Source organism: Streptomyces sp. V4I8 (genome assembly GCF_041261225.1).
Lineage (GTDB): Bacteria > Actinomycetota > Actinomycetes > Streptomycetales > Streptomycetaceae > Streptomyces.
Genome location: NZ_JBGCCN010000001.1, coordinates 6,218,667 through 6,236,351, shown reverse-complemented (window position 1 = coordinate 6,236,351; position 17,685 = coordinate 6,218,667). Strand labels below are relative to the sequence as shown.

The following is a 17,685-nucleotide window of genomic DNA, read 5'->3' as shown; positions in this document are numbered from 1 at the left end:
TCACACGGCCGGAGCACCAGGGCATCAGGGTCGACCCCCGATACTCCCCTGATCTTCGAAGTCCGCCGCGTCGAACGCTTCCCCAGACCCCCCTCAGGGACCGATATCAGGGTCCGACCAGGGTCATTCCGACTCCCGCCGAGCCGATCCGCCCGTCACCATGGACACATGACAGATCACCAGCCCGCCGCGGACTCCGTGCCCGAGCCGGACGCCGTGCCCACCGCGGGCACCGCCACCGGCCCGGCACCCGCGAGCGCCGCGGGTGAGGAAGCGGACGCGCTCGCCCCGCCGCAGAGGTTCCGGCGCGACCGGCGGCACAAGATGCTGGCCGGGGTGTGCGCCGGGCTCGGACGGCAGTGCGACATGGACCCGGTGATCTTCCGGATCACCCTCGCCGTCCTCTCCGCGACCGGCGGCATCGGCCTCCTCTTCTACGGCTTCGCCTGGCTCTTCGTCCCGTACGACGACGAGGACGAGAACGAGGTGCGCAAGCTGCTGACGGGCCGCGTCGACGGCCAGGCGCTGACGGCCGTGCTGTTCGCGCTGGTCGGCTGCGGTGTGTTCCTGACGCTGCTGAAGAACGGCGGGGTGCTGACCTTCGCCGTAGTCCTCTCCCTCCTCCTCGCAGGCGCCGGCTACTGGTCCCGGCACCGCAGCACCCCCGACCCCGACCCCCTCGCCGCCCAGACCGTCGCCGACGCCCCGCCGGAGGCCCAGGCCCCACCGGTCCCCGCCGCCTACCCCTCCTGGTGGCGCGACCCCATCGTCAAGGACGGCACCCACGAGGGCGGCACCGGCTACCTCTGGGGCCCCCGCGACTCCCGCGACCGCGACATCGCGGCGGCCGTCAACATCGGCCTCGGCACCTGGAGCAGCCGCGGCGACATACGCCCACGCCGCCCCCCACAGCCCAAGCCACGCGGCCCACGCTCGATCGGCGGCTGGGTGTTCCTGCTGGCCCTCCTCGCGGGCGCCCTCGGTACGAACGCGACCTGGGAGGACCACGCGCTCGGCACCAGCCTGCAGACCGGCCTGGCCTGCGCGCTGCTCGTCCTCGGCCTGGGCATAGCGGTCAGCGCGTTCCTGGGCCGCACGGGAGCGGGCTCCATATTCCTGGCGATCATCACCGCGGGCCTCCTGGCCGCCTCGGCCGCGCTGCCCAAGGACATCAGCACCCACTGGGTCGAGCGGAACTGGCGACCCACAGCCACGGCAGACGTCCAACCGCAGTACGACGTCGGCGCCGGCGTCGGCACCCTGGACCTGACCCGCCTGACCATCACCGAGGACCAAACCCTGACCACCAGAGCCGACGTCGGCGTGGGCCGGCTGAAGGTGATCGTCCCCAAGGACGTGACCGTGCAGCTGAGCATCGACGTAGGGGTGGGGGACATCCAGCTACCGGGCGACGACAAGCAGGACGTGGACGTGGCCCCGGGCAAACACAAGGAGCTGACCCTGACCCCGCCCGCGGGCACCAAGGAGGCAGGCACGCTGGACCTCGACCTGAGCGTCGGCGTGGGACAGGCGGAGGTGAGCCGTGCTTCATCATGAGTTCCAGCCCGGCAGGCTGGTCGCCGGCACTTTCCTGACCCTCGCGGGCATCATCTACGCCGGGGACGCGGGCGGCGCCTGGGAGACGCCATGGTTCGTGGTGATCCCCATAGTCGTGGGCGGCCTGTGCCTGGCAGGCGCGGTGGGAGTGCTGACCCGAGGCATACGCAGACGCCGCGCAGCCGAGCCCTCGCCCCTCACTGACTACCGATAGCCCCCCAACCGCTGCCGTCGCCGCGCGCGCAGCGCCGCGTCCACGGACAACATGGGGGCACCCGCGAGCACGAGGGGCAGCCAGGCCATCAGATAGGCGAGGTCATTGCCGTAGTAGTACGGATCGGAGGCCCAGCTCACCGTCAGCCACAGACTCAGCGAGATAAGCGCCCCACCCAGCGCCGCCAGACGAGCGAGCAGCCCGATCAAGGTGCCGATACCAACCGCCAGCTCACCCAAGGCGATGGCGTAGCCAAATCCCACGGGACTCTCCAGCGCCATGTCGACCATGGCCGGAATGGCCGACGAGTCCCGCACAGCACGCATCATGTCGCCTACCGAGCCCGCCCCGGCGTCCTTCATGAAGGCACTGTCGGTGAGCTTGTCCAGTCCGGCGTAAATAAAGGTGACGCCGAGAAAGACGCGAAGCGGAAGCAGTGCATACCGGGAAGCGGTATCCCGCCAGTTCCGCTCGCCATCAAGGTAAGGGCTGCGCGTGTCCGAATGCATACCGTGAGTCATCGCCCGTAGCCGCCTCTCGCCCGCCGTGCCGTGACCCCTCAAAAGACGATACGTAAGCAGTGACTGCGCCGCTCACCTCTCGCCGCCCGTATTCTCCGACCAGCCCCGCCCCGAGGGAACCCCCCGTCACACCGGTCAGACGACCGGCGCACCCCACAAGCCCGCAGCCGCGTACGGCGGCAAGGGGACGCGTCGGGGGGTGTCCGCCCGCAGAGTCCGGTGTCAAGAAACAGCACCTCCCGCGCAAGGCCCACCACCGGACCGAGGACGGACACCCCCCGACGCGTCCCCGACCCACAACGAACCCGCACGCGCTACGCGAACCCCCACCGGACAGCAACGGGCCGCCGCAGGCACCTCAGGGGCGCGGGGCTGTGTCGAATGTGCGGCTACCGCCGCGTGGGCGCGACCACCCCCCACCCACCGAAACAGGCCGCCGCAGGCACCCCCGCCCAACCGCCGAGACAGGCCGCCGCAGGCATCCCCGCTCAACCCCCAGAGGCACCCGCAGGCACCCGCAGGCACCCGCGCCCAACCGCCGCAGGCACCCACAGGCACCCCCCGACCAACCGCCGGAGGCACCCGTCACTCGGTCACATCAATCGAGTACCGCCCCGTCTCCACCCCCGCCGCGGTAACCACCTGCACCTCCACCCGCCCCGGCTCCACATCCGCAGGAACCGGCACCCTCAGCACGGCATCCGTCGGATTGCTGAACCCCCCGTTCACCGGCACCAACGGCACATGCACATGCACCGCCCCGATCCGCACCACCATCCGCGACAACCGGTCCGCCCCCTGCGCCCCGGGCGGCACGAACCCGGCCCCCCGGATCTCGATGTCGTCCCCGGTCCGGATCGGCCCGTCCAGGTCGCCGGCCTCCCGAGCCCGCACCACCGAGAGGATCACCGGCCGACCCCCCTCCGCATACTTTCCGGCCAGATAGGTAGCCGCCGAGATCAGCACCACCACCGCCAGCCCCCACGGCAGATCGGGCAACTGATCCGGCCGCCGAGCCAGCCGCACCGCCGCGAACAGCAGCGCCACCCCACCGATCACGACGTACTGGATGTCCGCGAACGTCCCCCGCCCCGCGTCATCCGTCAGCAGATCCGCCGCCCGGGGCCGATGAGCCCGCACCTTCTGCAGGCGCTGCCCGAGCACCCGCACCCCCACGACCCGCCGCACCAGCACCGCGATCGCACAGACCACGGCGAGCACGGTCACCACACCGGCACCCCGCCCGAGTTCGAGACCGGCGATCAACGCATCGCGGTCGCGGTGCCCGGACGCCGCCGCCAGCCGCCCCACCAGCACGAGCACGGCGTATGCCACGAACAGCACCCACGCCCCGGCCACCGCACGCGACGTGGAGAGCCGATTGTCCTCACCGATGACCGGCGCCAGCGCCCCGCCCCGCGCCCGGTGGAACCACGACGCCGCCGTGAGCGCCCCGGCCGTCACCAGCGCCGCCAGCAGCCCGGCCGTACGCGCCGACGTCCACCCCGCGCCGATCGCCGTGAGCGCCTGCACCAGCAGCAGCGCCACGACCAGACCCCAGACGACACAGGTCGTACGCCACCACAGCCGCGTCAGCCACGCCTCCCCCTCGGCGCGCCCCCGCTCGGCGACGAGTTCCGCCGACTGCGTCAACTCCTCGGAGACCCACTGCCGGGAGGCCGAGGCCGAGTGGGCCACCGCAGCCGGCAGCCCTTGTCCGGCCGCGAACTCGTCCCGCTTCAGCAGGAACTCGGCGACCGCGCGCCGATGCCCCGCACGCGCCCCGTGCGGACAGTCCCCGCAGGTACAGCCACCCCCATGCGCGCCCCATGCCGCGCTGCCCTGCCCAGCCTCCTGCACCGCCACGCCCGACGCCCGCCTTCCGTAAACCCTCACGACCTGGTGCCCCAGCGACCAGATGACCTCATGGCCTCATGGCCTTATAGCCGCACGACCCCACGACCGGCACCCGGATCTCACATACCGGCCATCGCAGATTGCGAGCGCCGGCCACACCACCGACAACCCGCGTGCAACTCCCTTATGACGACAGCGAATTGTGCCGCATGCCATCCGCTCCACCATCCGCTCCCCACCCCGCCATCCCGGTCGCCGCGGGTGATGAGAGGGCCGCCCCGTATTGACCCGGCTGCGAGAATTTCCCTATGGCCGAGATCATCCAGCGCGACGGGACCTGGGCCTTCGACGGCACAACGGTCCGGATCACGCCGGGACTCCACCGCTCCGTGCCACTGTTCCGGCAGACGTACGGAGAGATCGCCGTCCCCCTCGAAGCCGTCGCGAGCATCGTCTTCGAGCCCGAGCGCAAGCGCGGACGGCTGCGGATGCGGCTGCGCGAGGGCGCGGACCCGCTGCTCCAGGCGACCGGCGGCCGACTGCCCGACACGGCGGATCCGTACCGGCTGACGGTGGACGTCGATCGTTCCGGGGTCGCCGAGTACATCGCCGAGGAGATCCGCCGGGCACTGCTCCTGGACCAGATCCCCAAGGAACCGACCAAGGCCTATCTCCTCCCCGGCCCACCGGTCCCCGTCTCCGTCCGTTCCTCCGACGGCACGGTCTCCTTCGACGGCAGCCAGGTGCGGATCGACTGGTCCGACACCTCCGACCGGGTCAAACGGGCGACCGGCCCGCGCATCATCGACGTCGGCGACCTCGTCCAGGTCGAGTGGCTGCCCAATTCCGGTCACGAGGACGGCTTCCTGCGCTTCATGACCCGCGGGACGGTGTTCTCGGAACTACCGCCGGAGAAGGACCCTTACGCCCTGGACCTGTGGGGCAGCGCGCGCCGCGACCTGCTGACCGCCCTGGTCGCCACCGCGGTCACCGCCCGCCTGCCGCACCCGTCCACCCGTCCCGGCGTAGACGCCACCGACCGCGCCCGGCTGACGGCGTCCGTCCCCTCCCAGGCCGCCGATCACCACGACGTACTCCTGCGCAGGCTGCGCGGAGTTGGGCGAGCTGCACCGGGACGGGGTACTCACGGACGAGGAGTTCGCGATGACGAAGGCGGTAGTCCTCCAAGGCTTCTGACCCGCAGCCCCCGCCCCTCTGAACCCGCTCCCCCACCCAGCCCCCTCGGCCCCACCGCCTCCAAACCCGTCACCGCCCCCAGACCCGTCAGCTGAGCAGATCCGGCTCACTCCGACTGACGTCCTGCCACAACGGCTGATAGTTGATCCACGCCACCAGATCCCCGCCCAGCTGCTCCCGCGTGGCCACCGCCTGCCGATGGTCGATGAGAACCGGTCGCCCCGCCGCCTTGGCGGTCAGCTGCACCTGGCAGGACCGTTCCATGGACAGGAACCACCAGGCCGCCGCGTCCACGGAGTCGCCGACGGTGAGCAGCCCGTGGTTGCGCAGGACGAGGGCCTTGTGGGAGCCGAGCGCGGTCGCGATCCGGCGGCCCTCCTGGGCGTCGACGGCCACGCCCGAGTAGCTGTCGTAGAGCGCGTGGTCCTCGTAGAAGGCGCAGCTCTCCTGTGTGATCGGGTCGAGCAGCTCACCCAGCGCCGCGAGCGCCCGGCCGTGCACGGAGTGGCAGTGGGCGACGGCGACGACGTCCGGGCGGGCGGCATGCACCTGGGAGTGCACGGTGAAGGCGGCCTGGTTGACGTGGTACCGGCCCTCGATCACCTGCCCCTCGGAGTTGGCGAGGACCAGGTCGCCGACGGTGACGTGCTTGAACGGCATCCCGAATGGGTTCACCCAGAAGCAGTCGCTGAACTCGGGATCGCGCGCGGTGATGTGCCCGGAGACCCCGTCCTCGAACCCGAGCCGCCCGAAGATCCGCAGCGCGCCCGCGAGCCGTTCCTTGCGATGCCGGCGCTCGTCCTCGACCGAGTCGTGCATCGGCGGCATCGCGAACTGCAACCGGTCGGTCGGCAGCGGCGAGGGCGGTATGGGCCCGAGGGGCGTCCCGTGCATGTGTCCTCCCGCACTGGGGTGCTTACGGGGCGGAAGTTACCGCCGGTCAGCGCAGGAGAACAGAGATGTTCTGTAAAGATCCCGCCCTCGTCACGGCCTCCTCACGTCCCCCGGGGCCGTGGATACCGGACAGCGGATGTCCGGTATCGGCGCCACACTCGCCGTATGACAGTGAACTGGGCAGGCTTCACCGAGGCCGAACCGGACCTCGCCCGCACCGCCGAGGAGCGCTTCGGCGCCTTCACCCACCACGTTCTCGCCACCCTCCGCAAGGACGGCTCCCCGCGCACCACCGGCCTGGAGGTCCGTTTCCTGAACGGCGAGCTGTGGCTCGGCATGATGCCGAACTCGCTCAAGGCCCTCGACCTGCGCCGCGACCCGCGCTTCGCGCTCCAGGCGAACCCCGGGGAGGGGCAGTCCATGGGTGGTGGTGATGTACGGATCTCCGGGCGGGCGATCGAGGTCGAGGACCCGGAGCTGAAGGCAGCGTACGGCGAAGAGGTGGAACCGCCGGAGCCGTTCCACCTCTTCCGTGCCGAGCTCACGGAGGTCGTGAGGACCTACGTGGAGGACGACAAGTACCTCGTCGTCCAGGTCTGGCAGCCCGGCGAGCCCGTGCGCACGATCAAGCGCACCTAGGGGGCGCCTCACTCTTCCGTGCGTCCTACTCCCACTCGATCGTCCCCGGCGGCTTCGAGGTCACGTCGAGGACGACGCGGTTGACGTCCTTCACCTCGTTGGTGATCCGGGTCGAGATCTTCGCCAGGACGTCGTACGGCAGCCGCGACCAGTCGGCGGTCATGGCGTCCTCGCTGGACACGGGCCGCAGGACGATCGGGTGGCCGTAGGTCCGTCCGTCACCCTGCACACCCACGCTGCGGACGTCCGCGAGCAGGACGACGGGGCACTGCCAGATCTCGCGGTCGAGGCCGGCCGCCGTCAGCTCCTCGCGGGCGATGGCGTCGGCCTCGCGGAGGAGGTCGAGACGCTCCTTCGTGACGTCGCCGACGATCCGGATGCCCAGGCCGGGACCCGGGAACGGCTGACGCTGGACGATCTCCTCGGGCAGGCCGAGCTCCTGGCCGACCATCCGGACCTCGTCCTTGAACAGCTTGCGGAGCGGCTCGATGAGCTTGAATTCGAGGTCTTCCGGCAGCCCGCCGACGTTGTGGTGGGACTTGATGTTCGCCGTGCCGGTGCCGCCACCGGACTCGACCACGTCGGGGTAGAGGGTCCCCTGGACGAGGAACTCCACCGCCGGACCCTCGTCCGCGATGATCTCGGCCTGCGCCTGCTCGAAGACCCGGATGAACTCGCGGCCGATGATCTTCCGCTTCTCCTCGGGGTCGCTGACCCCGGCGAGCGCCTTGAGGAACCGCTCCTCTGCGTCCACGACCTTCAGCTGGACGCCGGTCGCGGCCACGAAGTCCTTCTCGACCTGCTCGGTCTCGCCCTTGCGCATCAGGCCGTGGTCGACATAGACGCAGGTCAGCTGGGAGCCGATGGCCTTCTGGACGAGCGCGGCGGCCACGGCGGAGTCGACGCCGCCGGACAGGCCGCAGATGGCGCGCTTGTCGCCGACCTGCTCGCGGATGGCGGCGACCTGCTCGTCGATGACGTTGCCGGTCGTCCAGTCCGGCTTGAGGCCCGCGCCGCGGTACAGGAAGTGCTCCAGCACCTGCTGGCCGTGCGTGGAGTGCATGACCTCGGGGTGGTACTGGACGCCGTACAGCTTCGCCTCGTCGTTCTCGAAGGCGGCGACCGGGACGACGTCGGTGGAAGCCGTCACGGAGAAACCCTCGGGGGCGGCGGAGCAGGCGTCGCCGTGCGACATCCACACATGCTGCTCGGCCGGGGTGCCCTCGAAGAGGGTGGAGGACGACTTCGACACGTGCAGATCCGTACGGCCGTACTCGCGCGCACCGGTGTTGTCGACGGTCCCGCCCAGGCTCTGCGCCATGAGCTGGAAGCCGTAGCACATGCCGAAGACGGGGACGCCGGCCTCGAAGAGTGCGCGGTCGATACGGGGGGCGCCCTCCTCGTACACGGACGAGGGGCCGCCGGAGAGGATGATCGCCGCCGGGTTCTTGGCGAGCATGTCGGCGACCGGCATGGTGCTCGGCACGATCTCGCTGTAGACCCGGGCCTCGCGGACGCGACGGGCGATGAGCTGGGCGTACTGCGCACCGAAGTCGACGACCAGGACGGTGTCGGTGGCGGCGGCGGGGTTCGCTGATGACACGGGTTGCCTTCCGGCGGTGAGCGAGGTGTGTGTGAGGCCGAGTCTACCGGGCTCGGCGGAGGCCCCCCGGGGCCGAAGCCCGTCTCACGATCCGAACCGTCTTGGACACCCCCGGAAGGCACGGCATACTGACCCCATGCTCACGCACCCGACCTTCCTCTTTACCTATGGCAACCGGCCCACCGGCTGCCATGGTCGTGCTGCTTGAGCAACTGACAAGCGACTTCCCAGGCGCCCCGGGCCGACAAGGTCCGGGGCGCCTGGCGTTTTCCGGATCCTGTCGCTCCGGGGCACCGCACCCGTCCAGCACCATCCAGCCCCATCCAGCGAGGAGCCCCCGAGATGACCGCCACCGCAGCAGAGAAGAGTGGCGCGCACACCACCGAGGCCGTCGGCGTGATCACCGGCGCCCGTGAACGCATCGACGCCCTCGACGACCGGATCATCGGCCTGATCCAGGAACGGATGGCCGTCTCGGCGGTGATCCAGGAGGCGCGGATCACCTCGGGCGGCCGGCGCGTGAACCTCTCCCGTGAGATGGAGATCCTCAACCACTACAGCGAGGCGCTCGGCAAGCCCGGCACCTCGCTGGCGATGACGCTGCTGGAACTGTGCCGCGGCAGGATCTGAATCCACGTTCCGGGGACAGACGTACGCATCCCCTCTCACCCGGACGGAGCGTGACGCCTCCCGGACCCCTTCGTTGGTACCGGTGTCCGCGCCAGCCAGGGGCGGGCCCGAACGAACCACGCGTGGCTCGCTGGAGCGATGAGGTGTACGGATCGTGCCGTACACCGTGGGACCTCGCTCCGGGAAAGTGACCGGACGGCAGGGGACAGCAGCCCGGTCACCCAAGAGAAGGTCGGCTCCGGGGACGCCCGGGGCCGACCGGCGGGAAGGGCAAGAAGGAGTACGACGCCCGAGAAGGAGTACAAGGCGGGGTCGAGCGGTTGCGGCGACCGCGGCCGTCCAGCACGATGCGTAAAAAGCTCCTCGTCCCACCGCGCCGCCGGGCGCGCCCCAGAACCCCGCCGAACACAACTGCATCGTCTCAGCCCTGCTGGTACCCGCGAAGTGCCCTGTCGCAGCCGTGCACTGACGCACCGCCAGAGGTCGAGACCCCCGATGGACCACAACCAGCGGCGCAACCCCCCGGCGCCGCTTCCCAGGCACCGACGCTGCCCTGACGTCGGTGCTGACGAAAGAAGGGCCCCGCGGCTCCGTCCCGCGGGGCCCTTCTCATGCCGCCCCATGCTTGTCGGGCTAAGGCACCGTCAGGTGCGCGAGACAGTGCCGCACTCCTCGTCGGCCCCGTCCAGACCCCTGCTGCGGTCGTAGGGGTCGACCACCGCGCCGGAGGGCTCGGAGGTGGCGTTCAGGTCGGCCTGGAACATCGGATGGATGAACCCGTCACCCGTCCGGCAGGAGTCGTTGCCGATCTCACTGCCGACGTCCTGCAGCCAGATGCGTCCCTCGGTGGCCTGGAACCTGGCGGGATCCACGACGTGCACCTGGACGGCCCGCCGGACGATCGTGCGCGCGACCTCCCCACCGCCGTCGGTCTTGGCCAACGGGTACACGAAGGTGTAGTCGGCTCGGATCAGCACCCGTCCGCCCTCGTCTTCGTCCTGTTCGACCGTCGTACGGCCCCGTACCTTCACCTCGTCGCCCACGAGCTCGACCTCGTCGGGATCGAAGCGGGTGAAGGTCCACTTGGGGTCGTTCTCGGCGGTGGGCTTGCGCAGGCCCGCCCGCAGCTCGGCGAGGTACTCCGTCTCCAGCGGGTCGACGACCGCCAGCGCCGTCTTCGGCTCGGCGCCGTACAGCACCTCGCGGTCGAGGTTGGAGGCGACGAGGAACTCCTTCGTCAGCCGCAGGGCCGTCTCGATCCGTGCGGCGGACACTCCGCCCATCGCCTTGGCCTTCGGCAGCTCGATGGCGTCGGCCCCGGAGGCCCAGCGCTGGGCCGGCGAGCCGGCGAAGGGGCGGGCTCGGGTGGCGGTGTCCGCGGCGGCGGAGGGCGGGGCGGTCGGGGCGGCGGTCTCCGCGGGGAGCGGCGAGGCACCGACGGCCTCGGCCTCCCCCGCCGTACCGAACGGGTCGCCGGGGATCAGTGACGGCCGCACCGCCACGACGGCCACGGCGATGGCGAGGGACACCCCGAGGAGCGCCCACAGCCGGCGGCGCCGGGTGGCCCGCCCGTTCATCTCCTGCCAGGCGGGTCCGGTGCGCCAGCCTTCGGGCACCTCTCCGCGCGCCTCCTGCTGCCGCAGCCGCTCGGTGACCATCCGGGCTCGGGCGGACGGCTCCTTCGGGGCGGAGGCGGAGGCCTGCTCGGCGTCCTTGACGAACTTCTCCCAGGCCTCGTCCGATATGGACGAGCCGTCGGACGGCTTGTCGGTCACGGCGGCGTGCGCTTTCTCTCAGGGGCTGTCGGCCGGCTGAGCGTACGTCAGGTCGGGCCCGTTGATCACAGCTCCCCAGGTGTGTGACGCAGGACACATAAGAAACCTGTTAGTGAAGGCACAACCATTCACAGCCGTCACTGATCAAACCCTGCGAATCAAGGGCCACACCCGCGCCCCACACGCGGAGGCCTCCCTAACACGCGTGCTGCGTTGTCGCAGCGCTCCGGACTTTCGAGGTCTTCATGAAGCTTCGCCGTGCCCTGGCCGCCGCGGCCACGACGGCCGTCATAGCGCCGATCACGCTGCTGTCCGCGCCGGCCGCGTTCGCCACGGACGAGACCCCGGCGCCGACGGTGTCGGAGAGCACCCCGGCTGTCGAGACGCCGGACCCGACGAACGAGGAAACCACGCCGGCCACCGAAGAGCCGACGCCCACGCAGGACGACACCACGCCGGCCACCGAAGAGCCGACGCCCACCGAGGACCCGACCGCGCCGGCGACCGAGGAGCCGACGCCCACCGAGGAGCCCACGTCCTCCACCTCGCCGTCGCCGAGCGCCAGCGAGAGCGCCCCCGAGGAGGAGGTCGACTTCTGCGAGGACGCCGACGAGGAGTCGGTCGGCCTCAGCGAGGACCTGCACAGCGGTCTGTCGGGCCTGCCCGAGACGATCGTCGCCGGCAGCGGCTGGACCAACTTCTCGTTCGACGTCTCCAACTCCGGTGACCAGGACATCAAGAACATCAAGCCGCTGATCGGCGTCGCCGCGGTCGGCTGGGACGAGGTCGACTACTCCGGCCAGATCAAGGTCCAGGTCTTCAACAAGGAGACCGGCAGCTGGCAGACGCTCGCGGACGCCGCCGGTGAGGGCGCGACCTTCACCGCGTTCGCGCTCGACGCCGGCCAGTCGACCTCGTTCAAGCTGCGGCTGAGCGTCAGCGGCAAGGTGCCGGACGCCATTGGTATCACCGGCGGCTTCGCGCAGTACTCGGACGCGGACGGCTGCTGGCTCGCCGACGACCCGAACGGCTGGATCTACTTCTTCGACATCCTCGCCGCGGGCTCCGACCCGGGCAAGCCGGACGACGCCAAGCCGCAGACCGGTGGCCAGACCCCGATCTCCGACGTCAACGAGGTCGACGTCGACGGCTCGCTCGCCGAGACCGGCTCCAGCTCCGGCCTGCCGATCATCGCCACCGTCGGTGGCGTCGCCATTGTCGCCGGTGCCGGCGTCATGTTCGCGATGAAGCGTCGTCGGACCGGTGCCGCGGCGTAAGTCTCAGCAAGGCTCTACGCACAACGGAGAAGGACCTGCGCTCGGAGGGGGGCGCAGGTCCTTCTCCGTTGTGCGTCCGACGTTCGTCGTTCGGCCGCGTCGGCTACTTCTTCGGCGGCACCGCCGGCATCCCCAGGAACGGCAGCCGCAACGCCCCGAACGCCTCCGCCGGGACCGCCGGGGACTGCGGCTCGACCGGCTTCAGGCGTTCGTACGCCGCCCCCTGCGCCGGGCGCGGATCGGCCTCGCCCTTGTTGGGCCAGTACGACATCGCCCGCTCGGCCTGTGCCGTGATCGTCAGGGACGGGTTGACGCCGAGGTTGGCCGAGACCGCCGCTCCGTCGACGACCGAGATGCCGGGGTGGCCGTAGAGGCGGTGGTACGGGTCGATGACGCCGGTCTCGGGTGAGTCGCCGATCGGGCAGCCGCCGAGGAAGTGGGCGGTGAGGGGGGTGCCCATCAGTTCGCCGACGTTGGAGCCGGCGAAGCCGTTGATGTCGGCGGCGATCGACGAGGCGGCCTCCGAAGCCGCCTTGATCTGCTTGGGGTTGGGGGCGCCGTGGCCCTGGCGGGCCGTCAGCAGGCCCTTTCCGACGCCGTCCGGTTTCAGGTACGTCGTCAGGGAGTTGTCCAGCGACTGCATCACCAGGCCGATGATGGTCCGCTCCGACCAGCGGCGGTTGGAGAGGGAGCGCAGGACCAGCAGGGGGTGGCGGGCCGCGTTCGCCAGCCAGGCGCCGACCCGCGAGCGACCCTCCGCGTAGGGGACCTGGAGGATCGACAGGCCGCCCATCGAGTTGGAGCCCTTGCCGTAGCGGACCGGCTCGATGTGGGTGTTGGCGTCGGGGTGGATGGACGACGTGATGGCGACTCCGCGCGTGAAGTCGACCTTCGTCTCGCCCGTCACCTTGCGGTAGCGCCGGTTGTCGGTCTGCGCGCCGACCAGGGCCTCCGAGTTGGTGCGGGTCAGCTCGCCCAGCTTCGCCGACACGTACGGCAGTTGGCCGCCCGCCTTCATGCGGTGCAGCAGGGTCTGGGTGCCGTACGTACCCGCCGCGATCACCACCCGGCGGGCCTTGAACAGCCTGCCCCCGCCCTTCTTCCCGCGGTCGGTCGGCAGGGTCGCCACCGCGTAGCCGCCCTGCGAGTCGTCCGTGACGGAGACGACCGTCGTCAGGGGGTGGACGACCGCGCCGGCCTTCTCGGCCAGGTAGAGGTAGTTCTCGTTGAGGGTGTTCTTCGCGCCGTGGCGGCAGCCGGTCATGCACTCGCCGCACTCCGTGCACGCCTTGCGCGCCGGGCCCGCCCCGCCGAAGTACGGGTCGGACACCTCCTGGCCGGGCGTGGCCCGCGACTCCCCCTCGGCGTCCTTGCCGTCGCCGAAGAAGACGCCGACCGGCGCCATGTGGAAGCTGTCGCCGACGCCCATCCGCTCGGCGGCCGCCTTGAGGTGGACGTCGGACGGGGTCATCGTCGGGTTGAGCCGTACGCCGAGCATGCGCTGCGCCTGGTCGTAGTACGGCTTCAGCTCCTCCTGCCAGTCGGTGATGTCACGCCACTGGGGGTCGTCGAAGAAGGCCTTCGGCGGTACGTAGAGGGTGTTGGCGTAGTTGAGGGAGCCGCCGCCCACGCCCGCCCCCGCGAGGACCATGACGTTGCCCAGCAGGTGGATGCGCTGGATGCCGTACATGCCGAGCTTGGGGGCCCAGAGGTAGTTCTTGAGGTCCCAGGAGTTCCTCGGGAGGGTCTCGCGAGTCCAGCGGCGGCCGGCCTCCAGGACGCCTACGCGGTAGCCCTTCTCGGTCAGGCGCAGGGCGGTGACGGAACCGCCGAAGCCCGAACCGACGACGATGACGTCATAGTCGTATCCGTCGTATCCGTCGTGGCCGGAGCCGTCGTCCTGCTTCTGGGCAGAGTTCTCCTGTGACACGTGCTCTCCTCGTTGAAAGCGGTGGTGCGGCGGGCTCGGAAGCCGGGCCCTAGCGGAAGCGGAACGCCTTCATCAGCCGCAGGCTCCTGCTCATGAACTGCGCGTACTTCTCGTCGTCCATCCCCAGCGACGGCGCCATCGGCAGCAGCCGCTGCTGGGCGACCGTCTGGGCCTCCGTGTACTTGAGGATGCCCTCGGAGCCGTGGCGGCGGCCGAGGCCGGAGTCCTTCATACCGCCCATGGGCGACTGGACGCTGCCGTAGGCGGGGGCGTAGCCCTCGTTGACGTTGACCGTGCCGGTGCGCAGGCGGGCGGCGACCGCGCGGCCGCGGCTGCCGTCCTTCGTCCAGACGGAGGAGTTGAGGCCGTACGGCGTGGAGTTGGCGTGTTCGATCGCCTCGTCCTCGGTCTTGAAACGGTAGATGGAGACGACCGGGCCGAAGGTCTCCTCGGCGCAGACGCTCATCTCCGGCTCGACGCCGTCGAGGATGGTCGGCTCGAAGAAGTACGGGCCGATGTCGGGACGGGCCGTGCCGCCGGCGACGACCTTCGCGCCCTTCGCCACGGCCTCCTCGACGTGCCGGGTGACCGTCTCCAGCTGGCGCTCGCCGACCAGGGAGCCCATGTCGGCGCCGTACGCGAGGGACTTGCCCAGCCGCATCGCCTTGGTGCGGGCGGCGAAGCGCTCGACGAAGGCGTCCGCGACGGACTCGTGGACGTACAGCCGCTCGATGGAGATGCACAGCTGGCCCGCGGAGGAGAAGCAGGCGCGGACGGCGCCCGCGGCGGCCTTCTCCACGTCGGCGTCCTCCAGGACCAGCATCGCGTTCTTGCCGCCGAGTTCGAGGGAGACGCCGATCAGGCGAGCGGCGGCACCCTGGGCGACCTCGCGGCCGGTGCGGGTGGAACCGGTGAAGGAGACGTAGTCGGCGTGCTTGACGACCTCGGGGCCGACGACCGGGCCCTCGCCGAGGACGACCTGGAAGACGTCGGCGGGCAGACCGGCCTCGATGAGCAGGTCACGGGCCCACAGGGCGGTCAGGCAGGTCTCCGTGTCCGGCTTCATGACGACCGCGTTGCCCGTGACGAACGCCGGGAGCGCGTCGCCGACGGACAGCTCCAGGGGGTAGTTCCAGGGGGCTATCTGACCGACGACGCCGCGCGGGTGGCGCAGTTCGGTGACGCGGGTGAGCGTGGGCATGGCGCCCGCGTGCCGCTTCGGCTTGAGGTAGGCGGGTGCCTTACGGCCGTAATGGCGGGCCGCGACGGCTACGGCCTGCACCTCCTCGTGGGCATGCAGACGGGCCTTGCCGGTCTCCAGCTGGATGAGGTCCAGAACCTCGGCCTGGCGTTCGAGCATCAGGTCGTGGAAGCGGAGCAGGACGGCGGCGCGCTGCCGTACGGGCACCTGCGCCCAGACGGCCTGGGCCGTGCGGGCCGCCTCGAAGGCCTTCTGCACGTCCTCGGGCGTGGATTCGGGCAGGTCGGCCAGCTTCTCGCCGGTGAACGGCGTGTGGTTGGCGGTACGACCGGAGCCGACCACGCCCTTGGTGAGCTGGGCCACCAGCTCGGGGGTGACCACGTCGGCTGCGGTACGGGCGCCCTCCGGGGCGGGGGCGAGGGGGTTCGTGCCGGTCTTGGCCGGGGCCTGCGCGTCCGTCATGAGGCGCAGGGTATGCCGGAGGGCCGGGCTTTGTGTACCCGTCGGTAACGGGGATTCACCGAGTGCTCACATGACGCCAGTGTCCACTGGCAACAAACGCGCTGATCAGGAGGTTGCCGAGTCGGTGGCGAGTCACTCGATCTCGAGTCGGTCACGGGCGCCCTTGAAGACCGCGGTGCCTTCCTTCTCCCTCGCCGTTCCCTTGGGCATCCTGACGCGGAGTGCGTACAGGCGCGCGTCGTCGGTCATGACGAACAGCTCCATCACCCGGGTCGGGACGTCGCCGTCCTCGTAGGTGGTGTCGGCCAGGACGGCGTCGTAGCCCTGGAAGCTGGTGTCGGTGTACTGGGTGGAGGCCTTGGCGTCCGTCAGTTTCCAGTAACCGGACTGCATGGCCGCCTGGCTCTTGAGCGGCGCGGAGACCTTGTCCCACCGGGTGAGCCGGACGCTGACGCGGTCGCCCTCGTAGATCACGAGCCGGGGCTGGTCGGTCGGGCTGCCCTGGCGGTGGAACAGTTCGTACCGGCTCGGCACGGAGAGGACAGCGTTCAGCTTCCCCTCCCGGTGGCTGGTCCAGGTGAGGGCGGTGGGGCTCGGGGTGGGAGTGGCCGCCGGGGCGAGGGGAGCGGTGTGGACGGGGTTCATCACCTTGCCGTCGTCGTCCTTGTCGACGAGGAAGGAGGAGGTGGTGAACCAGGTGCCGCCGACCAGGAGGACGCCGAGGAGGGCGACCGGGACGGGGCGCAGCAGCCGGGAGCGGAGCTGGGACTTGGAGGCTGCGGAGGGAGTGGAGAGGGCGGAGGGAGCGGAGGGGGTGGCCGCCTCTTCGTCAGAGGTTCCCTTGGTGGCTTCGGATACCGGCTCGGGTTTCGGCTCGGGCGCGGCTTCCGAACTCGACTCTGCTTTCCGCTCGGGCGCGGCTTCCGAGCTCGACTCGGATATCGGCTCGGGCCCCGGCCCATCCGTCTCTCCGGATGCCGCCCCGCCCTTCAGCCGTACCGTCCCCGAATCCTCCGCGAACTCCAGCAGCCCCGAAGCATCCTGTGGCCCCGCCCCTGCCGAACCCCCGGAGGGAACCGGCACCGGCCACCCCTCCGCCACCGCCTCCAGCACCGCCCCGACCTCGTCCGCGCCGGGCCGCCGCTCGGGGTCCTTCACCAGCAGCCGCACGATCAGCGACCCCAGCGGACCCGCCTGCTTGGGCTCGGGCGGGTCCGCGGCGAGGATCGCGGCGAGCGTGGACTCCAGGGTCGTACGGCGGAAGGGGGACCAGCCCTCCACGGCCGCGTACAGGAGCACGCCCAGGGACCACAGGTCGGAGGCGGGGCCGGCGCCGCGGCCGGACATCCGCTCGGGGGCGATGAACTCCAGGGAGCCGACGAACTCGCCGCTGACGGTGAGGGACTCCTCGCCCTGGATGTGGGCGATGCCGAAGTCGGTGAGGACGACGCGGTGGTGCGCTCCGAGCAGCACGTTGGCGGGCTTGACGTCGCGGTGGACGATGCCGACGGCGTGCGCGGCGCGCAGGGCGCCGAGGACGGCGAGGCCGATGCGGGCGGCCTCGGTCGCCTGCACCGGGCCGCGCCGGAGGACCTCGTGCAGGGACTCGCCGCGCACCAGCTCCATGACGATCCAGGGCAGCGTGTCCTCGACGACGACGTCATGGATGGCGACGGCGGCCGGATGCTCGACGCGGGCGGCGGCGCGGGCCTCACGGTAGAGCCGGTGGGCGGCCCGCTGATGGGCCGCGTCCTCCGGGTCGCCGGGCAACCTCGGCTGTTTGACGGCGACTTCGCGGTCCACGAGTTCGTCGAGAGCCCGCCAGACGGTGCCCATGCCGCCGGAGCCGATGCGCTCGATCAGGCGGTAACGCCCGCCGATCACACGCTCGTTGGGTCCGGTGCGGCCGCCGTCTTCACTCATGCCCC

Annotated in this window: 13 protein-coding genes and 1 pseudogene; 6 read left to right on the top strand and 8 right to left on the bottom strand. The window is 70.8% G+C overall.

The genetic code is table 11. The annotated features are described in order from the left end of the window. The first annotated feature begins 168 nt into the window (after positions 1-168). Both ABIE67_RS28440 and ABIE67_RS28435 read left to right on the top strand, forming a co-directional pair. Positions 169-1,557 (top strand): PspC domain-containing protein, encoded by a 1,389-nt coding sequence (locus ABIE67_RS28440; protein WP_370263354.1) that lies wholly within the window; start codon positions 169-171, stop codon positions 1,555-1,557. After that, complete coding sequence (locus ABIE67_RS28435) at positions 1,544-1,771, top strand: hypothetical protein (RefSeq protein WP_370263349.1); 228 nt, start codon at positions 1,544-1,546, stop codon at positions 1,769-1,771. The genes ABIE67_RS28440 and ABIE67_RS28435 overlap by 14 nt, the downstream gene beginning before the upstream one ends. Here ABIE67_RS28435 and ABIE67_RS28430 read toward each other — a convergent pair. Then, a complete protein-coding gene (locus tag ABIE67_RS28430; protein ID WP_370263345.1) occupies positions 1,762-2,280 on the bottom strand; it encodes a DoxX family protein in 519 nt (172 codons plus the stop codon). The genes ABIE67_RS28435 and ABIE67_RS28430 overlap by 10 nt on opposite strands. 597 nt (positions 2,281-2,877) lie before the next feature. Then, positions 2,878-4,158 carry a hypothetical protein gene (locus ABIE67_RS28425; protein WP_370263341.1) on the bottom strand — a complete coding sequence of 427 codons (1,281 nt, stop codon included), beginning with the start codon at positions 4,156-4,158 and terminating at the stop codon, positions 2,878-2,880. A 299-nt stretch (positions 4,159-4,457) separates the two neighbouring features. Between ABIE67_RS28425 and ABIE67_RS28420 the strand changes: the two are divergent. Further along, positions 4,458-5,346, top strand: a pseudogene (locus ABIE67_RS28420) (DUF4429 domain-containing protein). An 87-nt stretch (positions 5,347-5,433) separates the two neighbouring features. Here ABIE67_RS28420 and ABIE67_RS28415 read toward each other — a convergent pair. Beyond that, positions 5,434-6,240 carry a class II aldolase/adducin family protein gene (locus tag ABIE67_RS28415; protein ID WP_370263337.1) on the bottom strand — a complete coding sequence of 269 codons (807 nt, stop codon included), beginning with the start codon at positions 6,238-6,240 and terminating at the stop codon, positions 5,434-5,436. A 165-nt stretch (positions 6,241-6,405) separates the two neighbouring features. On the opposite strand from ABIE67_RS28415, the gene ABIE67_RS28410 reads away from it, so the two are divergent. Then, positions 6,406-6,879 (top strand): pyridoxamine 5'-phosphate oxidase family protein, encoded by a 474-nt coding sequence (locus ABIE67_RS28410; protein WP_370263332.1) that lies wholly within the window; start codon positions 6,406-6,408, stop codon positions 6,877-6,879. A gap of 25 nt (positions 6,880-6,904) precedes the next feature. Here the strand turns inward: ABIE67_RS28410 and guaA are convergent, their stop codons facing one another. After that, on the bottom strand, positions 6,905-8,482 hold the full coding sequence (gene guaA / locus ABIE67_RS28405) for a glutamine-hydrolyzing GMP synthase (protein WP_370263327.1): 1,578 nt from the start codon (positions 8,480-8,482) through the stop codon (positions 6,905-6,907). A 342-nt stretch (positions 8,483-8,824) separates the two neighbouring features. On the opposite strand from guaA, the gene ABIE67_RS28400 reads away from it, so the two are divergent. Beyond that, positions 8,825-9,112, top strand: a complete 288-nt coding sequence (locus ABIE67_RS28400; RefSeq protein WP_370263323.1) for a chorismate mutase — start codon at positions 8,825-8,827, stop codon at positions 9,110-9,112. Positions 9,113-9,756: 644 nt separating this feature from the next. Here the strand turns inward: ABIE67_RS28400 and ABIE67_RS28395 are convergent. Beyond that, positions 9,757-10,887, bottom strand: a complete 1,131-nt coding sequence (locus tag ABIE67_RS28395; RefSeq protein WP_370263319.1) for a hypothetical protein — start codon at positions 10,885-10,887, stop codon at positions 9,757-9,759. 245 nt (positions 10,888-11,132) lie between these two features. Between ABIE67_RS28395 and ABIE67_RS28390 the strand changes: the two genes are divergently transcribed. Continuing rightward, a complete protein-coding gene (locus ABIE67_RS28390) occupies positions 11,133-12,164 on the top strand; it encodes an LAETG motif-containing sortase-dependent surface protein (RefSeq protein ID WP_370263317.1) in 1,032 nt (343 codons plus the stop codon). 103 nt (positions 12,165-12,267) lie between these two features. Here the strand turns inward: ABIE67_RS28390 and ABIE67_RS28385 are convergent, their stop codons facing one another. The 3 genes from ABIE67_RS28385 to ABIE67_RS28375 form a co-directional block, all read right to left on the bottom strand. Further along, complete coding sequence (locus ABIE67_RS28385) at positions 12,268-14,094, bottom strand: GMC oxidoreductase (RefSeq protein ID WP_370263314.1); 1,827 nt, start codon at positions 14,092-14,094, stop codon at positions 12,268-12,270. 49 nt (positions 14,095-14,143) lie between these two features. Beyond that, on the bottom strand, positions 14,144-15,757 hold the full coding sequence (locus ABIE67_RS28380) for a succinic semialdehyde dehydrogenase (protein ID WP_370263309.1): 1,614 nt from the start codon (positions 15,755-15,757) through the stop codon (positions 14,144-14,146). A 132-nt stretch (positions 15,758-15,889) separates the two neighbouring features. Then, entirely contained in the window at positions 15,890-17,680 is a 1,791-nt protein-coding gene (locus ABIE67_RS28375; RefSeq protein ID WP_370263304.1) for a protein kinase, read from the bottom strand. Between the last annotated feature and the right edge of the window lie 5 nt (positions 17,681-17,685).

Excerpts from the sequence above, each read along its gene's own strand:
- ABIE67_RS28440 (WP_370263354.1), top strand. The coding sequence starts at position 169 with ATGACAGATCACCAGCCCGCCGCGGACTCCGTGCCCGAGCCGGACGCC.
- ABIE67_RS28430 (WP_370263345.1), bottom strand. The coding sequence starts at position 2,280 with ATGCATTCGGACACGCGCAGCCCTTACCTTGATGGCGAGCGGAACTGG.
- ABIE67_RS28415 (WP_370263337.1), bottom strand. The coding sequence starts at position 6,240 with ATGCACGGGACGCCCCTCGGGCCCATACCGCCCTCGCCGCTGCCGACC.
- ABIE67_RS28410 (WP_370263332.1), top strand. The coding sequence starts at position 6,406 with ATGACAGTGAACTGGGCAGGCTTCACCGAGGCCGAACCGGACCTCGCC.
- ABIE67_RS28400 (WP_370263323.1), top strand. The coding sequence starts at position 8,825 with ATGACCGCCACCGCAGCAGAGAAGAGTGGCGCGCACACCACCGAGGCC.
- ABIE67_RS28390 (WP_370263317.1), top strand. The coding sequence starts at position 11,133 with ATGAAGCTTCGCCGTGCCCTGGCCGCCGCGGCCACGACGGCCGTCATA.
- ABIE67_RS28380 (WP_370263309.1), bottom strand. The coding sequence starts at position 15,757 with ATGACGGACGCGCAGGCCCCGGCCAAGACCGGCACGAACCCCCTCGCC.
- ABIE67_RS28375 (WP_370263304.1), bottom strand. The coding sequence starts at position 17,680 with ATGAGTGAAGACGGCGGCCGCACCGGACCCAACGAGCGTGTGATCGGC.